At 64.5% G+C, this 19,979-nt stretch carries 17 protein-coding genes; 8 read left to right on the plus strand and 9 right to left on the minus strand.

Annotation, left to right across the window (positions count from 1 at the left end; all coding sequences use genetic code 11):
* Positions 1-26 precede the first annotated feature (26 nt).
* The 6 genes from OPIT5_29595 to OPIT5_29620 all read right to left on the minus strand — a co-directional run bounded on the left by OPIT5_29595 (position 27) and on the right by OPIT5_29620 (position 2,384).
* Complete coding sequence (locus OPIT5_29595; protein ID AHF93718.1) at positions 27-410, minus strand: hypothetical protein; 384 nt, start codon at positions 408-410, stop codon at positions 27-29.
* Entirely contained in the window at positions 389-781 is a 393-nt protein-coding gene (locus tag OPIT5_29600) for a membrane protein (protein AHF93719.1), read from the minus strand. Before OPIT5_29600 ends, OPIT5_29595 begins: the two co-directional genes overlap by 22 nt.
* Position 782: 1 nt before the next feature.
* A complete protein-coding gene (locus OPIT5_29605) occupies positions 783-1,109 on the minus strand; it encodes a hypothetical protein (protein ID AHF93720.1) in 327 nt (108 codons plus the stop codon).
* A 38-nt stretch (positions 1,110-1,147) separates the two neighbouring features.
* Entirely contained in the window at positions 1,148-1,306 is a 159-nt protein-coding gene (locus tag OPIT5_29610) for a membrane protein (GenBank protein ID AHF93721.1), read from the minus strand.
* Between the two features lie 26 nt (positions 1,307-1,332).
* Positions 1,333-1,539 carry a membrane protein gene (locus OPIT5_29615; protein ID AHF93722.1) on the minus strand — a complete coding sequence of 69 codons (207 nt, stop codon included), beginning with the start codon at positions 1,537-1,539 and terminating at the stop codon, positions 1,333-1,335.
* Positions 1,540-1,640: 101 nt separating this feature from the next.
* Entirely contained in the window at positions 1,641-2,384 is a 744-nt protein-coding gene (locus OPIT5_29620) for a transporter (protein ID AHF93723.1), read from the minus strand.
* A 286-nt stretch (positions 2,385-2,670) separates the two neighbouring features.
* On the opposite strand from OPIT5_29620, the gene OPIT5_29625 reads away from it, so the two are divergent.
* On the plus strand, positions 2,671-4,407 hold the full coding sequence (locus OPIT5_29625; protein ID AHF93724.1) for a sodium/hydrogen exchanger: 1,737 nt from the start codon (positions 2,671-2,673) through the stop codon (positions 4,405-4,407).
* A gap of 216 nt (positions 4,408-4,623) precedes the next feature.
* Positions 4,624-5,481 carry a transglutaminase gene (locus OPIT5_29630; GenBank protein AHF93725.1) on the plus strand — a complete coding sequence of 286 codons (858 nt, stop codon included), beginning with the start codon at positions 4,624-4,626 and terminating at the stop codon, positions 5,479-5,481.
* An 18-nt stretch (positions 5,482-5,499) separates the two neighbouring features.
* On the opposite strand, the gene OPIT5_29635 is transcribed toward OPIT5_29630, so the two are convergent.
* From OPIT5_29635 to OPIT5_29645, 3 genes are all read right to left on the minus strand, one after another.
* A complete protein-coding gene (locus tag OPIT5_29635) occupies positions 5,500-6,996 on the minus strand; it encodes a glycosidase (GenBank protein AHF93726.1) in 1,497 nt (498 codons plus the stop codon).
* Between the two features lie 26 nt (positions 6,997-7,022).
* Positions 7,023-9,353, minus strand: a complete 2,331-nt coding sequence (locus tag OPIT5_29640) for a glycosyl transferase family 1 (protein ID AHF93727.1) — start codon at positions 9,351-9,353, stop codon at positions 7,023-7,025.
* A gap of 239 nt (positions 9,354-9,592) precedes the next feature.
* Positions 9,593-10,840: an AraC family transcriptional regulator gene (locus OPIT5_29645; protein ID AHF93728.1), complete on the minus strand. Its 1,248-nt coding sequence runs from the start codon at positions 10,838-10,840 to the stop codon at positions 9,593-9,595.
* Between the two features lie 149 nt (positions 10,841-10,989).
* Between OPIT5_29645 and OPIT5_29650 the strand changes: the two genes are divergently transcribed.
* The 6 genes from OPIT5_29650 to OPIT5_29675 all read left to right on the plus strand — a co-directional run bounded on the left by OPIT5_29650 (position 10,990) and on the right by OPIT5_29675 (position 19,962).
* Positions 10,990-11,805: an anchor protein gene (locus OPIT5_29650; GenBank protein AHF93729.1), complete on the plus strand. Its 816-nt coding sequence runs from the start codon at positions 10,990-10,992 to the stop codon at positions 11,803-11,805.
* 26 nt (positions 11,806-11,831) lie between these two features.
* Positions 11,832-12,572 carry an N-terminal cleavage protein gene (locus OPIT5_29655; GenBank protein AHF93730.1) on the plus strand — a complete coding sequence of 247 codons (741 nt, stop codon included), beginning with the start codon at positions 11,832-11,834 and terminating at the stop codon, positions 12,570-12,572.
* 99 nt (positions 12,573-12,671) lie between these two features.
* On the plus strand, positions 12,672-14,429 hold the full coding sequence (locus OPIT5_29660) for a hypothetical protein (protein AHF93731.1): 1,758 nt from the start codon (positions 12,672-12,674) through the stop codon (positions 14,427-14,429).
* 14 nt (positions 14,430-14,443) lie between these two features.
* Complete coding sequence (locus OPIT5_29665; GenBank protein AHF93732.1) at positions 14,444-16,717, plus strand: beta-galactosidase; 2,274 nt, start codon at positions 14,444-14,446, stop codon at positions 16,715-16,717.
* 216 nt (positions 16,718-16,933) lie between these two features.
* Positions 16,934-18,466, plus strand: a complete 1,533-nt coding sequence (locus OPIT5_29670) for a nitrogenase iron-molybdenum cofactor biosynthesis protein NifE (GenBank protein AHF93733.1) — start codon at positions 16,934-16,936, stop codon at positions 18,464-18,466.
* Complete coding sequence (locus tag OPIT5_29675) at positions 18,463-19,962, plus strand: nitrogenase (protein AHF93734.1); 1,500 nt, start codon at positions 18,463-18,465, stop codon at positions 19,960-19,962. Before OPIT5_29670 ends, OPIT5_29675 begins: the two co-directional genes overlap by 4 nt.
* Positions 19,963-19,979: the final 17 nt, after the last annotated feature.

Consider the following 19,979-nt stretch of genomic DNA (forward strand, 5'->3'; position numbering starts at 1 on the left):
AGTATACCGGGGAAGAGCGTCGGAGGCTATGGGGTATTACCCGAAATCGAACAACCAGCCCGAACGCGGGCGGGCGGTTCCTTTTTGGGCGAACCCCGGGCCGTCGCGGTCGCGGCAATGATGCCGCGCACGACAACGAAGGCGAGCGATCCCCAGCCGACAAGCGGGCTCCGGATTTTCTTTCCCGGACGGGGAAAAATCATGCGCCGGAGAAGGAGGCCCAGCGGTATGGCCGCGAATCGCACGAGCGGCGAAAATCGCCGCCAGAATGCCATTCCTCGGTCCAGCCATTCCAGGGGTTGAGCCACCCGGGCCGCGGCCTCGGCGCATCGGGCGCGGCGGAGCGCAATCTCCCCCAGCAGCGTTTCCTTGCGGGTCGCAAGGCCGATCAGTTCCCGGGACGGATACATGAGCGGTCTTTCCCGATCTCGCCCAGCGTGGCGGCGAGCGGTTTTGGCTGGCGGGCAAGGGAGCGGCGAAACGCAATCACGAGCGTCACCAGCGCCCCGGCATAAAAAATCGTCAGTCCGCCCAGCACGGCGAGGCGGGCGCTTTCCCGGAAAAAACAAACCAGCGCGAGGCTGGCGAAGGTGACCGCCAGCATGGCCGTGAAAACGACCGCGCTGATCCAGATAAAAATCCGGATCAGGCGATATTTTTCCTCCTGCAACTCGACGGAGAACAGTTCGAGGCGGTGCTGCAGGAGGGCGATGAGGCCATCGCCGAGCGCCCGCAGCGAATCCACAAAACCGGCCGGACCGGAAGGCGGCGGATTCTTCATTTCAGTCAGCGGACTTGCTGCGGCGGCCCGCGAGGAAGCCGATGAACAGACCGACGCCGGCCGCGATGGCCAGAGCCTGATACGGCTTGGCGCGGATGGCTTCGTCGGCGCAGTGTGCCCCGGCGACGATTTTTTTCTTTGTGCACGCACAGAGATCGGTCAGGCGCTCCTGTGCGGCAGTGAAGCGCGCACGCAGTGCCTCGAGGGTGTCGGCGGCAGGTTCGGAGGCGGAGTCGCCGGTCAGCTTTTCGACTTCCGCGACGAGGGTGTGAAGATCGTCGAGAAGTTCCTTGGATGTCCGGGCGGTGGTTTCACTGTTGTTTTTCATGGAAATATAAACGGATGGATGGATGGTGACCGGAACGGTCAGACTCTCCTGGAGCGCACCAGCGAGATGATAAAGAGCACGAGGAAGATGACGAAGAGAACCTTGGCGATCGTGGCGGCAGTGCCGGAGATGACGCCAAAGCCGAGGACGGCCGCGACGAGCGAGATGACGAGAAAGATGATAGCGTAGCTTAGCATGGGAAAAGTCGGTTACAGGTTACGGGTTACAGGGCTTTCGATCCGCGGAACAGACCGACCGCACCCGCGATGGCTGCGACGAGGCCGCCGATGAGCAACCACATGGTTTTGTCGGTCGGAGCGCCGGTGAAAAAGCGGGAGAAGCCCGAGCCGATCGAGTCGGAGGCGCTGATGCCGTAGATGATGAGAACGATGCCGCCTGCGAGCAGCGCGATGGATACAGGTCTGTTCATGATTTTTGTAGTTTGTGACGGTCAGGGTGGCGAGGCGCCCCGGAGAGACCCGGCGGTATTCCCGTCGGGCCAGCGAGGCAGGAGATAAAGAATCTTCCGGCTCAGCTCTTCACCGTCATGTTGTTGTTGACCGACCTCACGCCGCGGACGTCTCCGGCGAGTTTGGTGGCGAGAGATTTCTCGGCATTGGAGGCGGCTTCACCGGTAAGGGTGGTTACGCCGTCGACCGTGGTGACTTTGGTCTTGAGCGCGCTGGTCGACTTGTGGCTGAAGAGCGCGTATTTCACCTGGCTGGTGATGGAGGCGTCGTCGATCGTCTCGGTGACCGTCTCACCCGTGGCGGGTTTGGCTTCCACGACGATGTTGTTCGTGACCGATTTCACCCAGTCGATCTCTCCGGCATAAATCCCGGTGAGCTCTTTCTGGGCAATGTTGTCGGCCGTGCCGGTGAGGGTGACAGCACCGTCCTGCACGTCGACCTTGGTGGTGGCGATGCTGACGTTGGCTTTCGTCAGCAACCGGCTGCGGATTTTGAAGGCCATCCACGCGTCCGAGTGTTCGGGATAGGCGGACTTGACGGTGAGTTTGTTGTTCACGCTCGTGACACCCGGGAGATTTTCCACGGTGTCCTCGGCGAGAGCCTTTTCATCCGAATCCCGCACGGTGCCGGTAAGAGTGACCACGCCGTCGCGGGCTTTCACCGTCACGTTGTCCTCGAGGACGGTGCGGTAATTCCAGGACGCCTTCGCGGCATCCTCGATCTTGCGATCGGTTGCGGGCGAGGCGAGCAGGGCGATCGGGCTGACGATGAGCAGTAACAGGACTGACATGTTTTTGATTTTCATAAACTGAACCTGGACTCTACGCCCTCCGCGCTTCCGCCGCTATGGGGTCTTGTCCTACCTTCGATCGTGGCACGGGCTTCCGGCCCGTGTTCCGGAAGGCGGCGCTTCGCACCGTCCACGGGCAGGGATGCCCGTGCCACTGCTGCGGGATCGCCGTCGGGGTGGGTGAACACCCCATGTCGGCGGGTGGCGTTCGTGCTTATATTTGTAGCGGGGCCGGCCGGCGAAGATCGATCCCGCGCGAACCGCCCGAGCGGAGATCGCCGTCCGGCCTCTGTCCGGAACCATGCATCAACTCGACCTTATTCTGACCCTGACCGGCGGCTTCATCACGGCGCTCGTGCTGGGTCTGGGCACGCAGCGTCTGGGGCTTTCCCCCATCGTCGGCTACCTGCTGGCCGGCATCGTCGTCAGCCCGCACACGCCCGGCTTCGTCGCCAACAAGGAAATGGCGGAGCAGCTCTCGGAGATCGGCGTCATCCTGCTGATGTTCGGTGTCGGCCTCCAGTTTCATTTCAAGGAATTGCTGGCGGTCAGGCGCGTCGCGATCCCGGGCGCGCTGGTGCAGAGTGCCACCGCGACGCTCCTGGGCGCCGTAGTGGTGTACGGTTTCGGGTGGAGCTGGCCGGCGGGCATCGTTTTCGGCCTCGCCCTTTCCGTCGCGAGCACCGTCGTGCTGACCCGCGTGCTGGTGGACAACAATCACCTGCACACGCCGACCGGACACATCGCGATCGGCTGGCTGGTGGTGGAGGATCTGCTGACGGTATTCGTGCTCGTCCTGCTTCCGGCCATCTTCGGGCCGGGCGGCGACGCGGGCGGCAGCGGCATCCCGCTGGCCCTCGGCGTGGCAACCCTGAAGATCGGCGCGCTGGTCGGGTTCACCTTTGCGGTCGGCAACTGGCTGATCCCCCGCCTGCTCACGTTCATCGCCGCCACGGGCTCGCAGGAACTGTTCACGCTCGGCGTGCTGGCGATCGCCCTCGGCATCGCCGTGGGATCGGCGGCGCTGTTCGGCGTGTCGATGGCGTTAGGGGCGTTTCTGGCGGGCATGGTCGTGGGGCGGTCGGACTTCAGCTTGCGGGCGGCCACGGATGCGCTGCCGATGCGCGATGCGTTCGCGGTGCTTTTTTTTGTTTCGATCGGCATGCTTTTCGATTTCAGCAGTCTGCTGGAATCACCCTGGATCGCGCTCGCCACGCTCGGCGTCATCCTGATCGGGAAACCGGCGGCCGCGCTCGGTCTCGTCGTGGCAATGCGGTATCCGTTTCGGGTGGCGTTGTCGGTGGCGATGGCGATGGCCCAGATCGGCGAGTTTTCCTTCATCCTCGCGGCCATGGGCCGCCAGTTGAAAATCCTCCCCGAGCAGGCGTCCAACATCCTGGTCGCAGCCGCGGTCGTCTCGATCACACTCAACCCTCTTCTCTATCGCACCGTGAAGCCGGTCGAGGCGTGGGTCTCACGCAGGCCGTGGCTCTGGCGCTGGCTCAACGTGCATGATCACGGCGCGCGCGTGGCCAACGGAAAGCCGGAGCCGGATGCGCGCCACCGCGCCGTGATCGTGGGATTCGGTCCGGTGGGGCAGACGGTGGTCCGGCTGATGAAGGACAACGACATCGAACCGATCGTCGTCGAACTCAATCTCGAGACCGTGCAGCAGTTGCGGACCGAAGGCGCCACGGCGGTGTACGGCGATGCCGGCCATCGGGAGACGCTCCGGCAGGCGGGCCTCAAGCATGCCGATGTTCTCATTCTCAGCGCGTCGAGCATCGAGGCCGGTCGCGAAGTGATCCGCGTGGCGCGCGAACTCAATCCGCGCATCCGCGTGCTCGCGCGGACCGCCTACCTGCACGAGGTGGCCGCCCTGCGCGTCGCAGGCGCGGATCGCGTCTTCACGGGCGAAGGCGAAGTCGCGCTGGCGATGACGGAGTTTATCCTCGGCCAGTTCAATGCCACCCGCGAGCAGATCGACCGCGAACGCGACCGGATACGGAGAGCGCTGTTCGACAAGAAGACCGGATAAAATCCTGCGAACCGCCAGCCCGGGCCCGGGCGGCCGGGTGGGCGTTCACCCCATGGCGGATCGTCGCTTGCCGGGTTAAGCTGGCACATGAAGACCGGTCAGATCTCCGCGCCTCCGCCGTCCTGCGCCGCACAGGCTACAGGTGTCCCGCCAGACTCTTGCTCATGCTGTCCGTGTTGCCGTCACCGGCCTTGCGCCTCCCGCACCGCCTGACGCATGCACCTCGAAATCTCTCACGTCACCCGTTACGAATACGATCGCGAAGTGCAGTTTTATCCGCATCTGCTCTACCTGCGGCCGCGCGAGAATCCGCTGCTTCAGGTGAACCGCTTCGCCTTCACCTTCCGGCCCGAGGCGCGGGTGGACTGGATGCGCGACGATTTCGACAACCTGCCGGCCAGCGTGCAATTTTTCCGGAACGCAGCGACCCTCGAAATCCGCTCCGGATGCGCCGTCACCACCACCGACACGCCGCCGTTCGACTTTCTCGTCCGCGACTACGCGACGACCTTCCCCTTCGTCTACGAACCCCTGCACCGCTTCAATCTCTCGATCTATCTCACGCCGCCGGCAAGCGCCACTCGCGAAACCCTGCTGCGCTGGCTCGATGCGCGATTCGTCGCCCGGCCGCGGGAAACCGTGGCGTGGCTTCTCGCCTTCAATCAGGTGATCAACCGGAGCCTTTCCTACCGGCGGCGCGACGAGGCCGGCATCCAGACCGCGCTCGCCACGATCACCCTCGGCTCGGGCTCGTGCCGGGATTTCGCCGTCCTGTTCATCGAATGCGCCCGCGCGCTCGGCCTCGCGGCGCGGTTCGTCAGCGGCTACCTGTTCGATCCCGCGGACAACGGTTCGGGCAGCGCCGCCATGCACGCCTGGGCGGAAGTGTTCCTGCCCGGCGCCGGCTGGAAAGGGCTCGACCCGACGCACGGCCTTTTTTGCGACAACGCCTACGTGCCCGTGGCCCACGCCGTCGTGGCCGAGAGCGTGAATCCGATCCAGGGCTCCTTCTTCAGCGCGATGCCGGCCGTGGCGCGGTTGACGACAGAGGTGCGCGTGCGGCGGCCTTTGTAGCGTAGCGCCGGCGGCGGTTCAGGCCATCGCCGCCAGCACCGCATCGACGGAAACCGTGGCGAAGCGAGTCGCGTAGTCGGAAACCGCATACGGGATGATCAGCTCGCGGCCGTGCAGCATCGCGCCGCACGAATAGACGACGTTGGGCACATACCCCTCGCGCTCGTCCTCGGTCGGCGTGATCAGCGGCTCGCGCAGGCGGCCGAGCACTTTGGTCGGGTCGTCGCGATCGAGCAGAAAGGCGCCGATGGAGTACTTGCGCATCGCCCCGACGCCATGGCTCAGCACGAGCCAGCCCCGTTCGGTCTCGATCGGCGAACCGCAGTTGCCGAGCTGCACGAACTCCCAGGCAAAGGTCGGCTTGAGCAGAAGCGTCGCCGAGCGCCAGAAGTACAGGTCGTCGGAGAACATGATGAAAATGTTCTCGTTGTCCTGCCGCGAGAGCATCGCGTAGCGACCGCCGATTTTTTGCGGGAAGAGCGCCATGCCCTTGTTCTGCACGGCGGAGCCGCCGAGCGTGATGAACCTGAAGTCCAGAAAATCGTTCGTCTCCAGCAGTTGCGGATGGGTGGCGCGACCGTCGTAAGCCGTGTAGGTGGCGAACCAGGTTGGCGTGCCGTCATCGTTCCGGAAGCGGACGAAGCGCGCGTCCTCGATGCCGTTGCTCTGGCTGGGCGAGCGGGGAAAGATCACGCGCTCCGACATCCGCTGGTCGGCCGGAAAACGCACCTGGCAGTTCGAGAGCGCGAGCGTGAGGATCGCGCCCGCAGTGGCGAGGGTCCCGGCGGGGTCGCCTGCACCGAGCTGGTTTTGCACGAGGGCGATCGCGGTCCGCAATTCGTCGAGGGAAAAGGCGTCGCCGAGCGCGGCGAGGGTGCGGCGGGTGAATTCGCCCGCGTAGCCGGCTTCCGCGAGTTGCTGCGCAAACCGCGGCCGGGCGTAGGCCATGTCGCGCACCGGCTGCGGTTCGGTGACGAAGCGCGTCGGCGTGCTGATGCTGATCCGGTTGTCCGCATCGACCACGCCGGTGCGAAACGTGATCGACGAAACGTGGCCCTCGCCGGTGGCGCGCAGGCTGAGCACAAAGCGCGTCGCGCCCGGAGGCAGGTCGGTCTGGTCCGGATGCGGCACGATGGACGGGTTGAAGAGCGCCGCCGCCTCCAGCGAATACTCGTGCGTGAAGTAGGAGCCGATCACCAGCTTGCGGGCCTCGGAGAGCTCGAGGTCGGTCACGAGACAGGGGCGCACGAATTCGAAACGTTCGAGAAAGAGATCCTTCGTTTTCTGGTGGCGCCCGGAAAACTCCGCCATCACCTGCGCGAGCAGCGCCTCGATGGCGCTCTCCGGCAAGGCGAGCAGGCGCGCAATGATTTTTACGATACGGTGCTCGCTCGCCGGCGTGAACGGCCGGATCAGCACGCGCGCGCGATCGGGATTGATAAAAATGTCGGTGCGGGTGACGGCAACCGGAGCGGGATCGGGCGTGAATGCGGATGCAGATGTGGGTGTGGGCAAGGGAACAGATGGAGGTACGTGAGCTTTCATCGCAGGGCGGCGGCCGCCGGCGGCTGCTGACGGACGTCGGCCAGTTCGTTGTGCAGGAGTTGCAGCTCGGCGAGCGCGAGATGGAAGGCGAGCGTCGATTCCGCGCCCTGGTTTTCGTTCACGCGGTCGACGTGAAGCGCATCGCAGCAACCGCCGGTCTTCGCGTCGTAGAGCATCAGGCCGAGGTCGTTGCGACCGAGAAACCACTCGAACACGATGTGCGCGCGCTCGAGCCAGTGGCTCTCCCATGTCAGGCGATACGCTTCGAGGCAGGCCGACACGGTCGCCTGGACCTCGATCGGCTGCTGGTCAAAAAAGGCCCGCTTGCCGTCGCGGTGGAAAAATCCGTCGGACCCGATCGGCTGGAAACAGCCGCTGGCCGAGGTCTGCATCCGCACGAGCCAGCGCAGCGCGCACAGACCTCTTTCCACCAGGGCCGGCTGATGCATGGCGCGGCCGCTGACCATCAGCGCGTGAGGCAGCCGGGCGTTGTCGTACGTGGCGTCGTCCGCCAGCCAGTGCCAGTCGTCGCGGGTGTGTTCGGCGAACCGCTTCATCAACCGCTCCGTGAGCACGGCCCGGATGTCGCTGGCGCGTCCGTCGCGCGGCCAGCGACGCAGGTAGGCGTCGATGCCGAGCAGCGCAAAGGCCCATGTGCGCGGATGGACCAGGCCGGTGACGGCGGGCAGCGCCGCGGTGAAAAGCTGGCTCGCCAGGTGCCACCGTCCGCGGTCGCGGGATTGCCCGACGCACACGCCGAGCGCCCAGACCGCGCGGCCGTGCGAATCCTCCGATCCCTCTTCCTCGAGCCAACGGCGGTCGTAGCCCATGAAGTTGCGAAACCGTCCGGTCCCGGGATGGAACGCATGCGCGAGAAACGCCATGTAGCTGGTGGCGAGCGTGTCCAGCTCCGGGAAGGTTTCGCCGGGACTTTCCCGGAGAAGCGTGAGGAGGAGGGCGCGGGCGTTGTCGTCGGTACAGTAGCCGTGGGCGAAGTTGGGAACCGAATACAGCGCGTGTTGCAGCATGCCGGTCGAGTCGCTCATGCGCAGCACGTGATCGGGCTTGAATCCCGGCAGGCGCATGAGTTCCCGGGCTGGCGGGCGGACAAGAAGCGACTTGCGACGCTGTTCCACCTGCTGCGCGCGGGCGCGGGAAAAGCTTTCCCGATAGTGACCGGCCGTGCGGCTCCAGACCATCTCGCGGCCGAGCCGGAAGGCGCGCTGGCGCATGGCCAGCCGGCGGGGTTCGTCGCGCAACAGGGCGCGCACTTCGCGGGCGATGGCCTCGCTGTCGGCGAACGGCACGAGCACGCCGCGTTCCTCGGCGAGGAGCTCGGCCGCGTGCCAGTACGGGGTGGAGACCACCGCCTTGCCCGCGCCAAACGCGTAGGCCAGCGTGCCGGAGACGATCTGCTGCTCGTTCAGGTAGGGCGTCAGGTACACATCCGCCGCGCCGATGAAGTCCTTGAGCTCGGGCAGATCGGCGAACCGGTTGAAAAATATGACGTGCTGGTCGACGCCGTTTTTCCGGGCCAGCCGCTCCAGGCCGATGCGGTAGGCTTCGCCCTGTTCGCGGAGCAGATTCGGATGCGTGGCGCCGAGGACGAGGTACACGACCTGCGGAAACTCCGCGATGATCGCCGGCAGCGCGTTGAGCACGTTTTCGATGCCCTTGTTCGGCGACAGGAGGCCGAAGGTGAGCAGCACCAGCCGGCCGTCCACGGCGAAAAGCCGCTTGTAGCGGTCGGGCTCCTCGAAGGGCACGTCGTGGATGCCGTGGGGGATGAGGTCGATCTTGTCGGCCGGCGCTCCGTAGATTTCGCGCAAGAACATGCGGCCGCGTTCGGTCATGACCACGAGACGATCGGACGCCTTGATCAGCGCCTCCATCACCCGGCGCTGCGCGGGGTCGGGATCGCGCAGGATCGTGTGCAGCGTGGTGACGACCGGCATTTTCAGCGCGCGCAGCAAGACCAGCAGATGGCTGCCCGCATTCCCGCCAAAAATGCCGAACTCGTGCTGCACGCAGACAACGTCCACGCCACTGCGGTTCAGAAATTCCGCGGCGCGTTCGTAGCTGGCAATATCCTGCTCGGCGATTTCGCAGACCACCTCGGGCGGATACTCGCAGATTTCCACAGCGTCGTTCACTGCCACCACGGGGCACGCCTGCTCGCCGCATTGCGCAGCCACGGCGTTGCGCAGGTCGTGCGTGAAGGTCGCGATCCCGCATTTTCGCGGAAGATAGGTTCCCAGAAATGCGATTTTCATCGCCGGCGTGAGGACATGACGGGGACCGTCGAACCCGGACGGCTGGTCGGTCACAGCAAGAGAAGACGCCGGAGAACGTGGAGAGGAGGTGACAGGTTGGTTCATGATTTCTTTGGTGCATCTGTGCGTGCATCCGGAGGTTTTCCGTGTATGCACGACTGCCAGCCCCGTGAGTCGCGAAATTCGCCGGGTTCAATAGTATGACCGGTCCCACACCCGGCATATGGGGTATAACCCTACCATGCACCGCAACTGCTCCCGCCGTCCCCTCTCTCCCCGCCTCCGGCATACGCTCACATCACCACGCGAAACCTCCTCCGGTATTCGGTCGGCGTCATTCCTGTTTCTGCGCGGAACACCACGCTCAACCGGTGCGAACCCGGCAACCCGCATCGTTCCGCCACCGCCTCCATCGGCAAATCGCTTCCGGCTAAAAAACCCTGCGCCAGCACGATCCGCGCTCGTGTCAATTCGTCCATCAACGAATGCCCCAGCACCTCCTTGAAACGCCGTTGCAAGGCCGTCCGCGCCACGCCCGCCGTCCGCACGATCTCGTCAACATAGAGCTCGCGCGCCGCGTTGGCGCGGATGTGCCGCACCGCCCGCGCCACGGCCTCGTCCGCCACGAACAACGTATCCGTTGACTGCCTCGCCGCGATCTCGCTCACCGGCAGCACCCGCACCGGTGGCGACGTCACTCTTCCTCGCCCCTGCCTGCCCGCGCCATTCGTCTTCGCCCGCCGCTGCTGTTTCTGACCGTTTACAATCAACTCATCCAGCAGCTCCGCTGCTTCGTATCCAATTTTAAACGACGGAAGTTTCACACTGGAAAGCGGCACGTCTTCAAACTTCACCCAGAACTCGTCATCCCCCGCGCCCAGCACCGCCACATCATCCGGCACCCGCCAGCCCAGCGACGCCACCGCCCGCTGCAAATACAACGCCGCCGTGTCCAGCACGCAAAACACCCCGATGGGACGCGGCAACGACGGCAGCCACTCCACCATGCGGGCAAAACTCTCCGACGCCGGTTCCATTGCGAACTGCCCGTTCACATGCAACGCCCGTTGCATGCCATGCTTCGCCAGCACCTCGCGGAAGCCCTCCAGCCGTTGCTCGGAAAATCGCGAACCCTGTTCACTCCAGAAACCGAAACACCGGCACCCGCACGCCAGCAAATGCTCCGCTGCCAGCCGCCCCACGCCCACATCATCCTGCGTCACCAGCGGCAGGTCCGGCTGTGGCACGACATTGGACACATTGACGACCGGCACGTTCAACCCCGCGAACTGCTGCACCATCTCCTCCCTGTGCGCCGCAACGATAACCCCCTCAATGGCATCCCGGACAACCAGTTCCAGCCAGGACGCGGTTTCGTGGTCGAGCCACCGGTTGGCCAGCACAAACCTCTTGGTATCAAAAGCATAGTGTCTCGCCCCCAGCGTCACATTCCGAAAATACTCCAGGGAGCTATCATGGAGAATCTGCACCTTGAACGGCGGTCCCTTGGCTGTTTCTGACCGGGAGGATGAAAGCATCATGTCTGAAAAACAAAATCTTTTATCCTTTTCAGCCAAGACGAAAACGTTCGCCTCCGGCATACTTTCCCGCATCGGAGACACGCCCGCCCCGCCGGACGCGCTCTCTTTTTCCCACCCGTTCCCCGTATTCAAAAAAACTGACAAAACCCATGAAACCGACATCCCGGCCATCACTCCCGCTGTTCCTCCTCGCCTGCGCCCTGGGGTTTTCAGCCATGCTTCCCGCGGGCCTCGCCGCCCGCGACCTCATCAATGAGTCGTTCACCTCCTTCGACACCAGCACATGGTCGAACATGCACGGCGCCACCACCAACCCATCCATCACATCCCTGGATGCAGGAGCCGGCAGTGCGCTGGCGCTGGGCAACCGCGGCATCTGGACCCAATTTTCCCCCACGCCCCTTGCCCAGGACTTCGAACTCAGTCTCAAAATCGCCGCGCAGGCCGCTGGCGAACGTTTCTTTTATGCGGTGGTTACCAGCGCCCCCGATACGGACAACAAGATCTCCGGTTATGGTTTTCGCTGGCAGGTCAACCCGGGCACAACGGCGGTCAGCAATCTCAGATTTCTCAAACTCGACGGAGTCGAACTCTCCAGCATGACCGCCAGCTCAAGCGGAGGGAGCCTGATCTCCGGCAGCAATATCGCTTCAGGAATAGCTGTATTGTCAGCCGCACCGGACTCCTCCGCCGTCTTCGGCGCCATCCGGCTGACCTGGAACTCCAGCGGGGCATTATCCCTCTACCTCGGCGACAGCGTTGCCGCGACCGTCACCGTCTCCGACACCAGCTTTTCGTCCTTCACCAATCTCTACGTTTCCGGCGGCCAGACTTTTTATCTGGATCAGCTCACGCTCTCGACCATCAGCGCCATCCCGGAACCCGGCGCCTTTGCCTTGCTCTTCGGGCTCGGTTCCATCGGCCTTGTGATGCTGCGCCGCCGCATCACACTCCTCCGTCACTGACGAATTTCCCCCCTGCACCAATCCCCATGAAAACAGCCTCGTTCCCCTACTCCGGCTTCTCTGTTTCCGTGCGCGTTCTCGCCCGCCAGCGCCAATCGCGGCGAGGCTTCACGCTCGTCGAATTGCTGACCGTCATTGCCATCATCGGCATACTCGCGGCGATCATCATCCCGGTTGTCGGCGCCGTGCGTCAAAAGGCGCGCGGCGCCCAATGCATGAGCAACCAGCGCCAGCTCGCTCTGGCAATTCGCCTCTATGCCAACGACAACAAGGGCCAGATTCCATGGCTGTCCGAAGGCAATACAAACAACAACAAGTGGTGGACCAATCTGCTGGTGGATGGCGGTTACGTCCCCGAGTGCCAATGGCGTGACCGAGCCTGGGGCGCGGCCGTTTCCGGCGTGTTCCGCTGCCCGTCCATTGTCGATCCGGTGGGATGGTATGGAGGCATTGCGCTCTCCAAGGCGGTGGCAAATTACGGCACCTCGGCAAACGGATCCTCGGCCAACATCAACCGCATTGAAAACCCCGCCAGGGTTTCCCTGCTCGCCGATGCGCCTGCCAATCCGGGCAACACCAGTGCGCAGCCCGACATCGGGAAAACCACCAACGCCTGGAGCGGCAGGCGCGTCAACCGCCACAGTGAAGGTGGTTATGTCGCCTTTGTTGACTGCCATGTGTCGCACTGGAAAGAAACCGACCTGCTCGCCAACAAATCTGGCGTGTTTGATCTCCCCTACGAGCCACTCTTCCCCAAGCCATTCTGATTCCCTTCCGGCCCGTTCACGCCGCCGCTTCCGTCCCTCCGCGCGCTCCGCTCTGGCCGGCCAACCTCTTTTTTCCCTTCGGTATTTTGTATCCAGATAATGCCTGCATCCACTCATACGTCTCTCACGCTCCTTTCCCTGCTCTTCGCCGTCAGCCTGTCGGCCGGCGGGATCGCCGCGCCGCACGTATTCTTTGCCCGTGATTATGGAGTTGTCCCCGGACAAGCGACATCCTCCACGGAATCGATCCAAGGCGCACTGGACGCCGTGCAGGAGCACATCCGCACCACCGGACAACCTTGCGAACTCCGCTTTGACCCTGGCCGCCACCTGCTCGCCCCCAGGGCCGGCGCACAGGGATGGCGCATATTCCGCCTCACCCACGCCAGCAACCTCACCATCAATGGCAACGGTGCCGAATTCATCATCACCGACCCGCGCCACGGATTATTGTCCCTGTCCGAATGCGAGAACATCCACATCCGTGACCTCGTGATCGACTACGATCCCCTTCCCTTCACCGCCGGTCACATCCGGGCCATTCACCTGGACCTGCGGGCCATCGACATCGAGATTGCCGCGCCCCATCCATTGCCCGACGCGCCTCATTTCACCGAACAGCAAACCTACGGATATCCGCTCGACCCCGACGTCCCCGGACGCCTGCGCGATGGCTGCCACAACGCCTGTTTCGCGAAACGCGTCGAACCCCTCCCCAATGGTCTGTTCAGAATCCACATGCGCCCCCCCACCGGGCCCGGCGAACTGAAAAACCTCCACGTCGGCGACAAATGGGCTCAACTCAGCCGGCAAGGCGGCGGAGACCTCTTCATGGTCTCAAGCAGCCAAAACGTCACCTTCCAGGGCATCACCAGTTACGCCGCCACCGCCGGCCACTACGTCAGCGCCAACACCTCCGGCCTCAAAATCCTCGCCTGCAAAGCCCTCATCAAACCCGGACGCTGGAAAGGCGGCAATGCCGACGGCATCCACGTCCAGAATCCGCGCAGCGGCCCCCTCATTGAAGACTGTCATTTCGAAGGACTCGGCGATGACGGAGCCAATATCTACCGCAAGCCCTTCAAGGCCACCGCCGTCTCTCCCTCCGGCGAACTCACCCTCCAGGTCCTGCCGCGCGGCGTCTTTCTTCCCGGCGACACGGTCGAGTTCTTCGATCCCCTCACTGGCCTGATCACCCATCACGCCGTCATCACCGCCGTCAACGTATCCAAAAAACAATTAACCCTCGACTCTCCGCCCCCTCCTGTCCGCACCGGCGCCGGGAAAGACGCCACCCAAATCTACCGCAAAAGCCCCGGCCAGGAGTTTGTCATCAGAAACTCAAAATTCCTCAACCTCCGCCGTCACGGCACCATCGCCAAGACCAGCGGCCTCATCGAAGGCTGCACCTATTCGGGAACCAGCAACGCTGCCCTCGCCGTGATGAACGAACCCGGCTGGCCCGAAGGCCTGTATGCCGAAAACCTCCGTATCCAAAACAACCGGTTCGAACACTCCGCCTTCGAGCACAACGTCATCAGCCAGAAAACCCCGCTCCTCCTCATCAAGGCCAACCGCCTGGGTTCGCCCGTCACCACGCCCGGCCTGCACGGCACGCTGGAGATCACCGGCAACACCTTCGCCCAATGGCACTACGCCGCCCTCTCCCTCCGCAACACCGGCATCGCTCGCATACACGGCAACCATTTCCTCCCCGCTGCGAACAGCGGCCCCGCCATTCGCATCGCCCACAACACGGATGTGCTTGTAGAACAAAACACCTTTCCCTCCACGGCGACACTGGAAAAGCAGGTCATTGACGAAGGCGGAAACACGACTCTCCGCATCCTGCCCTGATCCCTGACAGCCATATGAACCTCGGTGTCCAATACTACCGCCCGCCCTTCCCGATACAAAAACACTGGGCCGACGATCTACGGCGCATCCGTGATTCCGGCCTCGACACGCTGCAACTGTGGGTCACCTGGGCCTGGGCGGAGAGCAGGCCGGACGTATTCAATTTTGATGACTACGACCGGCTCGTGGAGCTCGCGGCGGACGCCGGCCTTGACGTTATCCTCAGCACCATCGCCGAGCTTCAGCCCCACTGGATTCACGATATCGTCCCCGGCAGCGAGATGATCGACCACCGCGGCCACCGCGTCATCTCCTCCCTGCGCGAAGAATCCAACTTCGGCCTCACCCCCGGCGGCTGCACCGAAAACACCGCCGTATGGGAACGCATGTCCGCGTTCCTCCGTGAAACCGTCCTGCGCTACCGCTCCGCCCCCCATCTCGCCGGCTGGGATGCATGGAACGAACTGCGCTGGCACGAGCAATCCGACGGCCTTGTCTGTTTCTGTCCGCACTGCCTGCGCGAATTCCGGGCGTGGCTGGATTCCCGATACGGCGGCCTCCACGGCCTCAACCGCGCCTGGCAGCGACGCTATGGAAACTGGAACGAAGTCGTGCCCGGCAAAACCCACTGGCGCCCCTTCACCGAGATGATGGCCTGGCAGCGCTTCATCACCTGGAAGGCCAACCGCCATGGCAAACGCCGCTACGACCTCATAAAATCGCTCGATCCCAACCACCCTGTGACCGTCCACGCCGGCGACCCGTCTCCCGTCTCCTCCGGCTGGGCCGAAGCCTACGCCCTCGACCGCGGCAACGACTGGGTTTTCGCCGACGAACTCGACGGCGTCGGCTGCTCCAGCTTTCCGAAACTCTTCGGCATGGATGACACCACGTTCACCACCCGTGTGGAATTCGTCCGCTCGGCTGCGACAAGTGGCGCGGGCGTCCCGCCCGCTGTATCACAATCACGACGCAAAAAACTCTGGCTCAGCGAAGTCCAGGGCGGGCGCGGTTCGCTCGGCTTCCAGCCCACCGCGGCCGTGGATGCCGCCTCGCAACAACGCTGGATCTGGCGCGGCTTCGCCAGCGGGGCCGACAAAGTGCTGTTCTGGTGCTGGCGCGACGAAGTGTTTGGACGCGAGTCCGCCGGCTTTGGCCTCACGGGCAATGACGGCCACGCCCCCGCGCGCCTCGCCGCCATGAAACACACGGCCGGCATCCTTGCGCAGCATCGCGAACTCCTCTCCGGCTACGAACCCGACACGCCCTCTGTCGGTGTTCTCTTCAGCCCGTCGAGCTACTATCTGCACTGGTCGCTCGAAGGCAACGCCGCCACTCCACGCAAAGCCCTCGAAGGCTACTGCCACGCCCTCGTCAACCTCTCCATCCCCTACACCGTGATCGAGGAAAATCACCTCGATGCGCTCACCGCTCCCCCCGCGTCCACCAGTCCGCTGCGCACGCTATTCCTTCCGCGCGTGATTGTCGCCGGCAAGGAACTCGAAAACGCACTCGCCACTTTTGTGCGTCGCGGCGGCACTCTCGTTTGCGAATCCGAATGCTGCGCCTTTACCCCGGAAGGCATTTACCGCGAACCCGCCAACCGCTTTTTTCAAAACCTCGGCCTGTTCCCCGCCAACAGCCACGAAGCCGGACGCCGGACACTGGATCCGGAACGGCAATCCATCCTTTTCGACGGCGCAACGCTCCTCGCCCGCCAATGGCTTACTCCCTGGCAAAATTTTCCCTTCACCGACGGCCTCAAACCCTGGGCAACGCATCCGGAGGGCGTCCTTGTTGGCGAGGCACACATCCCGATCTCGGCCCACGACAACAACCCTCGCCATCGTCACCTGCATCCGGGCCGTGTCATTCACGCCGGCACATTTTTGGGCGACGCCTACATGGAAACCCGCTCACCCGCGTTTGAGCATTTTGTAATGCGTTGCATCGGCGCATTCGATCAACCCATCCGCCTCCCCTCTCCCTCCGCCGCTACGTCCGCTGCCTGCGCCTCCGCCACCACCGCCGCACCAACCGACAGCGACGCCCGCTGGTTCGTGAAAACCGGACGCTCCGGAACGCATCGGATCGCCTGCATATTTTCCCCGCCCGGCATGACCTCCGCCCGTCTGACCATCCGGGAGGATTTTTTCAGCGCGCCCAGGCCCAAAGAGCTGATTTCGGATCGCACTCTCGCATTTGATAACACCCCTCCCGACGAACCTGGATGGAAGACACTCGACCTGCCGCTGGGCGACTGGGGCATTGCGATTCTCTGCGCGTAGCATCCTCCCGGCACGGCTGCCACGGTCCTACATTTCCGTAGGAACCCCCATCGCCAGCCGACCCGGCGGTAGTTTTCTTCCCGGCCATCTCCGTCACGCCGGAGGTCCCCTCAAAATTCCTCCATTTTTATCAAACCGGAAACCAACGATTAACACAGCACCAGACACTGGCCCGGAACCGCATGGCACCGCTCCCGCTATGGGCAACGGCAGCCAATGGTCCAGATCGCCGACAATCCGCCGCCCGTCGAACCGACACCACCCGCCGCCGCCCGCGACGACGCCCGCGCGATGCCGCCCGCATCCGCCGCCGCACAGTCCATCCGCATCCTTCCCGGCCGCGCGGCCTCGATCACCGTCGCCGGCGCGCCTTCCGCCGATCCCTCCGCCCGCGCCACCGCTTCCCTCGCCTGCGATCGTTCCAGCCTCGCCGGCTCCGTCACCCAGCGCGCCTGCGCTTTCTGCGGCTCCCGCGTCGTCCTCTACCCCATCGCCGACGCCCTCCATCTCGTCCACGGCCCCATCGGCTGCGCCGCCTACACCTGGGATATCCGCGGCGCGCAGAGCAGCGGATCGCAGCTCTTCCGCAACAGCTTCTCCACCGATCTGCAGGAGATGGATGTCATTTACGGCGGCGAAAAAAAGCTCGGCGCCGCCCTCCGCGAACTCATCGCCCGCCACCAGCCCAAAGCCGCCTTTGTGTACTCCACCTGCATCGTCGGCGTCATCGGCGACGACGTGGAAGCCGTCTGCCGCGAGGTCGCCCGCGACACCGCCATCCCCGTCATCCCCGTTGCGTCCGAAGGCTTCAAGGGCACCAAAAAAACCGGCTACCGCGCCGCCTGCGACGCCGTTTACCGCCTCGTCGGCACCGGCGACACCGCCGGCATCCCGCCTGCCAGCATCAACCTCCTCGGCGATTTCAACATCGCCGGCGAGACCTGGGTGATCCGCGACTACTTCGAGCGCATGGGCGTCCATATCGTCGCCACCCTCACCGGCGACGGCCGCGTGGACACCATCCGCCGCTGTCACGGCGCGAAGCTCAACCTCGTGCAGTGCTCCGGCTCCATGACCTCGCTCGCGAAGATGCTCGAGAAAGACCACGGCATCCCCTTCAAACGCGTCTCCTTCTTCGGCATCGAGGACATGTCCGCCGCCCTCTACGACGTTGCCCGGCACTTCTCCGCCGAAGACCCCGCGCTCCTCGAACGCGCCCGCCAGGTTGTCCGCGAGGAGCTGGAAAAACTCATGCCCGAGCTTCGCCGCTACCGCGAAAAACTCGTCGGCAGGAAAGCCGCCATCTATGTCGGCGGGGCCTTCAAGGCCTTTTCGCTCGTGCGCGCCCTGCGCACCCTCGGCATGACCACCGCCCTTGTCGGCACCCAGACCGGCGACAAGGACGATTACGAATTGCTCCGCCAGATGTGCGACCCCGGCACCGTCATTGTCGACGACTCCAACCCGCTCGAACTCGCCAAATTCTGCCTCGAGAAAGACGTCGATCTCTTCATCGGCGGCGTGAAGGAGCGCCCCATCGCCTACAAACTCGGCATCGGTTTCTGCGATCACAACCACGAGCGCAAGGAGGCCCTCGCCGGCTACGTCGGCATGCTCAACTTTGCCCGCGAGGTGTATGCCAGCGTCATGTCACCGGTCTGGCAATACACTCCCCGCCGCGCCGCCTGCTCCCTGCCAACTGCCAATTTCCAATTGCCAACTCCCCGCGCCGGAGGCGCGCCCGCATGATCGCTCCCGTCGAATCCTTTGCCCGCGTCAGCGACACCGGGGCCGAACCGTGGCCCAATGCCACCACCAACGCCTGCAAGCTCTGCACGCCGCTCGGCGCCTGCCTCGCCTTCCGCGGCGTCGAGGGCGCGATTCCCTTCCTTCACGGTTCGCAGGGCTGCGCCACCTACATCCGCCGCTACGTCATCAGCCACTTCCGCGAGCCGATGGACATCGCCGCGTCCAATTTTTCCGAAACCAGCGCCGTCTTCGGCGGCGGCCTCAACATCCGCATCGGCCTCGAGAACGTCCTCCGCCAGTACCGGCCCGCGCTTGTCGGCCTCGCTACCACCTGCCTCAGCGAAACCATCGGCGAAGACCTTCCCGGCCACCTCCGCGATTTTCACGACACGCATGCCGATGGCGTGGACGGCGCTCCGGTGCCGCCCATCGTTCCCGTCTCCTGCGCCAGCTACCGCGGCACCCACGCCGACGGTTTCCATTCCACCATCCGCGCTCTCGTCGAGACCCTCTGCCCCGGAGCGGCGGCGTCCCCGCCGCCGGACGCGCGGCAGCGCGCCTTCCGATCCAGCGGGACTGCCGGCCCGGCCGGCGGCGGTTTGGCAGAAAAAGCCGCCGCTCCGTCGGATCATATCGCCCTCTTCCCCGGCATGGTCTCTCCCGCCGACCTGCGCGAACTCAAGCGCCTCGCCGCCGCCTTCAACCTCCCCGTCACGCTCCTCCCCGATTACAGCGACACTCTCGACGGCCCTTCCTGGTCCGACTACGAAAAACTCCCCTCCGGCGGCACGCCCGTCGCCGCCATCCGCGCCCTCGCCCGCGCCCGCGCCTCGATCGAATCCGGTCGCGTCCTCGCCTGCGCCACCGACACCGCCGCCACTGTCCTCGCCCGCCGCCATGGCGTGCTTCCCTACCGGCTCGGCCTCCCGATCGGTCTGCGCGAGACCGATCGCCTCGTCGACCACCTCGCCGCTCTCGCCGGCTGCCTGCCTCCGTCCGAACTCACCCGCGAACGCGGCCGTCTCATCGACAGCTGGGTGGATGGCCACAAATACGTTTTCGAGAAACGCGCCGTCGTTTACGGAGAAGAAGATCTCGTGGTCGGCCTCGCCGCACTCCTCGCCGAGATCGGCGTCGTCCCCGTGCTCTGCGCCTCCGGCGGACGCAGCGGGCACCTCGCCGCCGCCCTGCGCGCCGCCGCGCCCGAGCTCGACGAACGCACCGTGATCCGCGAAGGAGCCGACTTCGCCGACATTGCCGACGAGGCCGCCGCGCTCCGGCCCGATTTCCTCATCGGCTCCAGCAAGGGCTACAGCCTGGCCCGCCGGCTCGATGTCCCGCTCGTCCGCTGCGGCTTCCCCGTCCACGACCGCATCGGCGGCCAGCGCATCCTTCACGTCGGCTATGCCGGCGCACAGTCCCTCTACGACCGCATCGTCAACGCCCTCCTCGACCGCAAACAGTCCGACTCCCCGGTCGGATACAGCTACCTGTGACCGCAACCGTCAAACCC

It is taken from the genome of Opitutaceae bacterium TAV5, assembly GCA_000242935.3.
GTDB lineage: Bacteria > Verrucomicrobiota > Verrucomicrobiia > Opitutales > Opitutaceae > Geminisphaera.

Bases quoted from the DNA above. Each gene is read 5' to 3' on its own strand.
- OPIT5_29595 (AHF93718.1), bottom strand. From the start codon at position 410: ATGTATCCGTCCCGGGAACTGATCGGCCTTGCGACCCGCAAGGAAACG.
- OPIT5_29620 (AHF93723.1), bottom strand. From the start codon at position 2,384: ATGAAAATCAAAAACATGTCAGTCCTGTTACTGCTCATCGTCAGCCCG.
- OPIT5_29655 (AHF93730.1), top strand. From the start codon at position 11,832: ATGAAAACAGCCTCGTTCCCCTACTCCGGCTTCTCTGTTTCCGTGCGC.
- OPIT5_29625 (AHF93724.1), top strand. From the start codon at position 2,671: ATGCATCAACTCGACCTTATTCTGACCCTGACCGGCGGCTTCATCACG.
- OPIT5_29610 (AHF93721.1), bottom strand. From the start codon at position 1,306: ATGCTAAGCTACGCTATCATCTTTCTCGTCATCTCGCTCGTCGCGGCC.
- OPIT5_29645 (AHF93728.1), bottom strand. From the start codon at position 10,840: ATGATGCTTTCATCCTCCCGGTCAGAAACAGCCAAGGGACCGCCGTTC.
- OPIT5_29605 (AHF93720.1), bottom strand. From the start codon at position 1,109: ATGAAAAACAACAGTGAAACCACCGCCCGGACATCCAAGGAACTTCTC.
- OPIT5_29615 (AHF93722.1), bottom strand. From the start codon at position 1,539: ATGAACAGACCTGTATCCATCGCGCTGCTCGCAGGCGGCATCGTTCTC.
- OPIT5_29630 (AHF93725.1), top strand. From the start codon at position 4,624: ATGCACCTCGAAATCTCTCACGTCACCCGTTACGAATACGATCGCGAA.
- OPIT5_29600 (AHF93719.1), bottom strand. From the start codon at position 781: ATGAAGAATCCGCCGCCTTCCGGTCCGGCCGGTTTTGTGGATTCGCTG.
- OPIT5_29660 (AHF93731.1), top strand. From the start codon at position 12,672: ATGCCTGCATCCACTCATACGTCTCTCACGCTCCTTTCCCTGCTCTTC.
- OPIT5_29670 (AHF93733.1), top strand. From the start codon at position 16,934: ATGGTCCAGATCGCCGACAATCCGCCGCCCGTCGAACCGACACCACCC.
- OPIT5_29675 (AHF93734.1), top strand. From the start codon at position 18,463: ATGATCGCTCCCGTCGAATCCTTTGCCCGCGTCAGCGACACCGGGGCC.
- OPIT5_29665 (AHF93732.1), top strand. From the start codon at position 14,444: ATGAACCTCGGTGTCCAATACTACCGCCCGCCCTTCCCGATACAAAAA.
- OPIT5_29650 (AHF93729.1), top strand. From the start codon at position 10,990: ATGAAACCGACATCCCGGCCATCACTCCCGCTGTTCCTCCTCGCCTGC.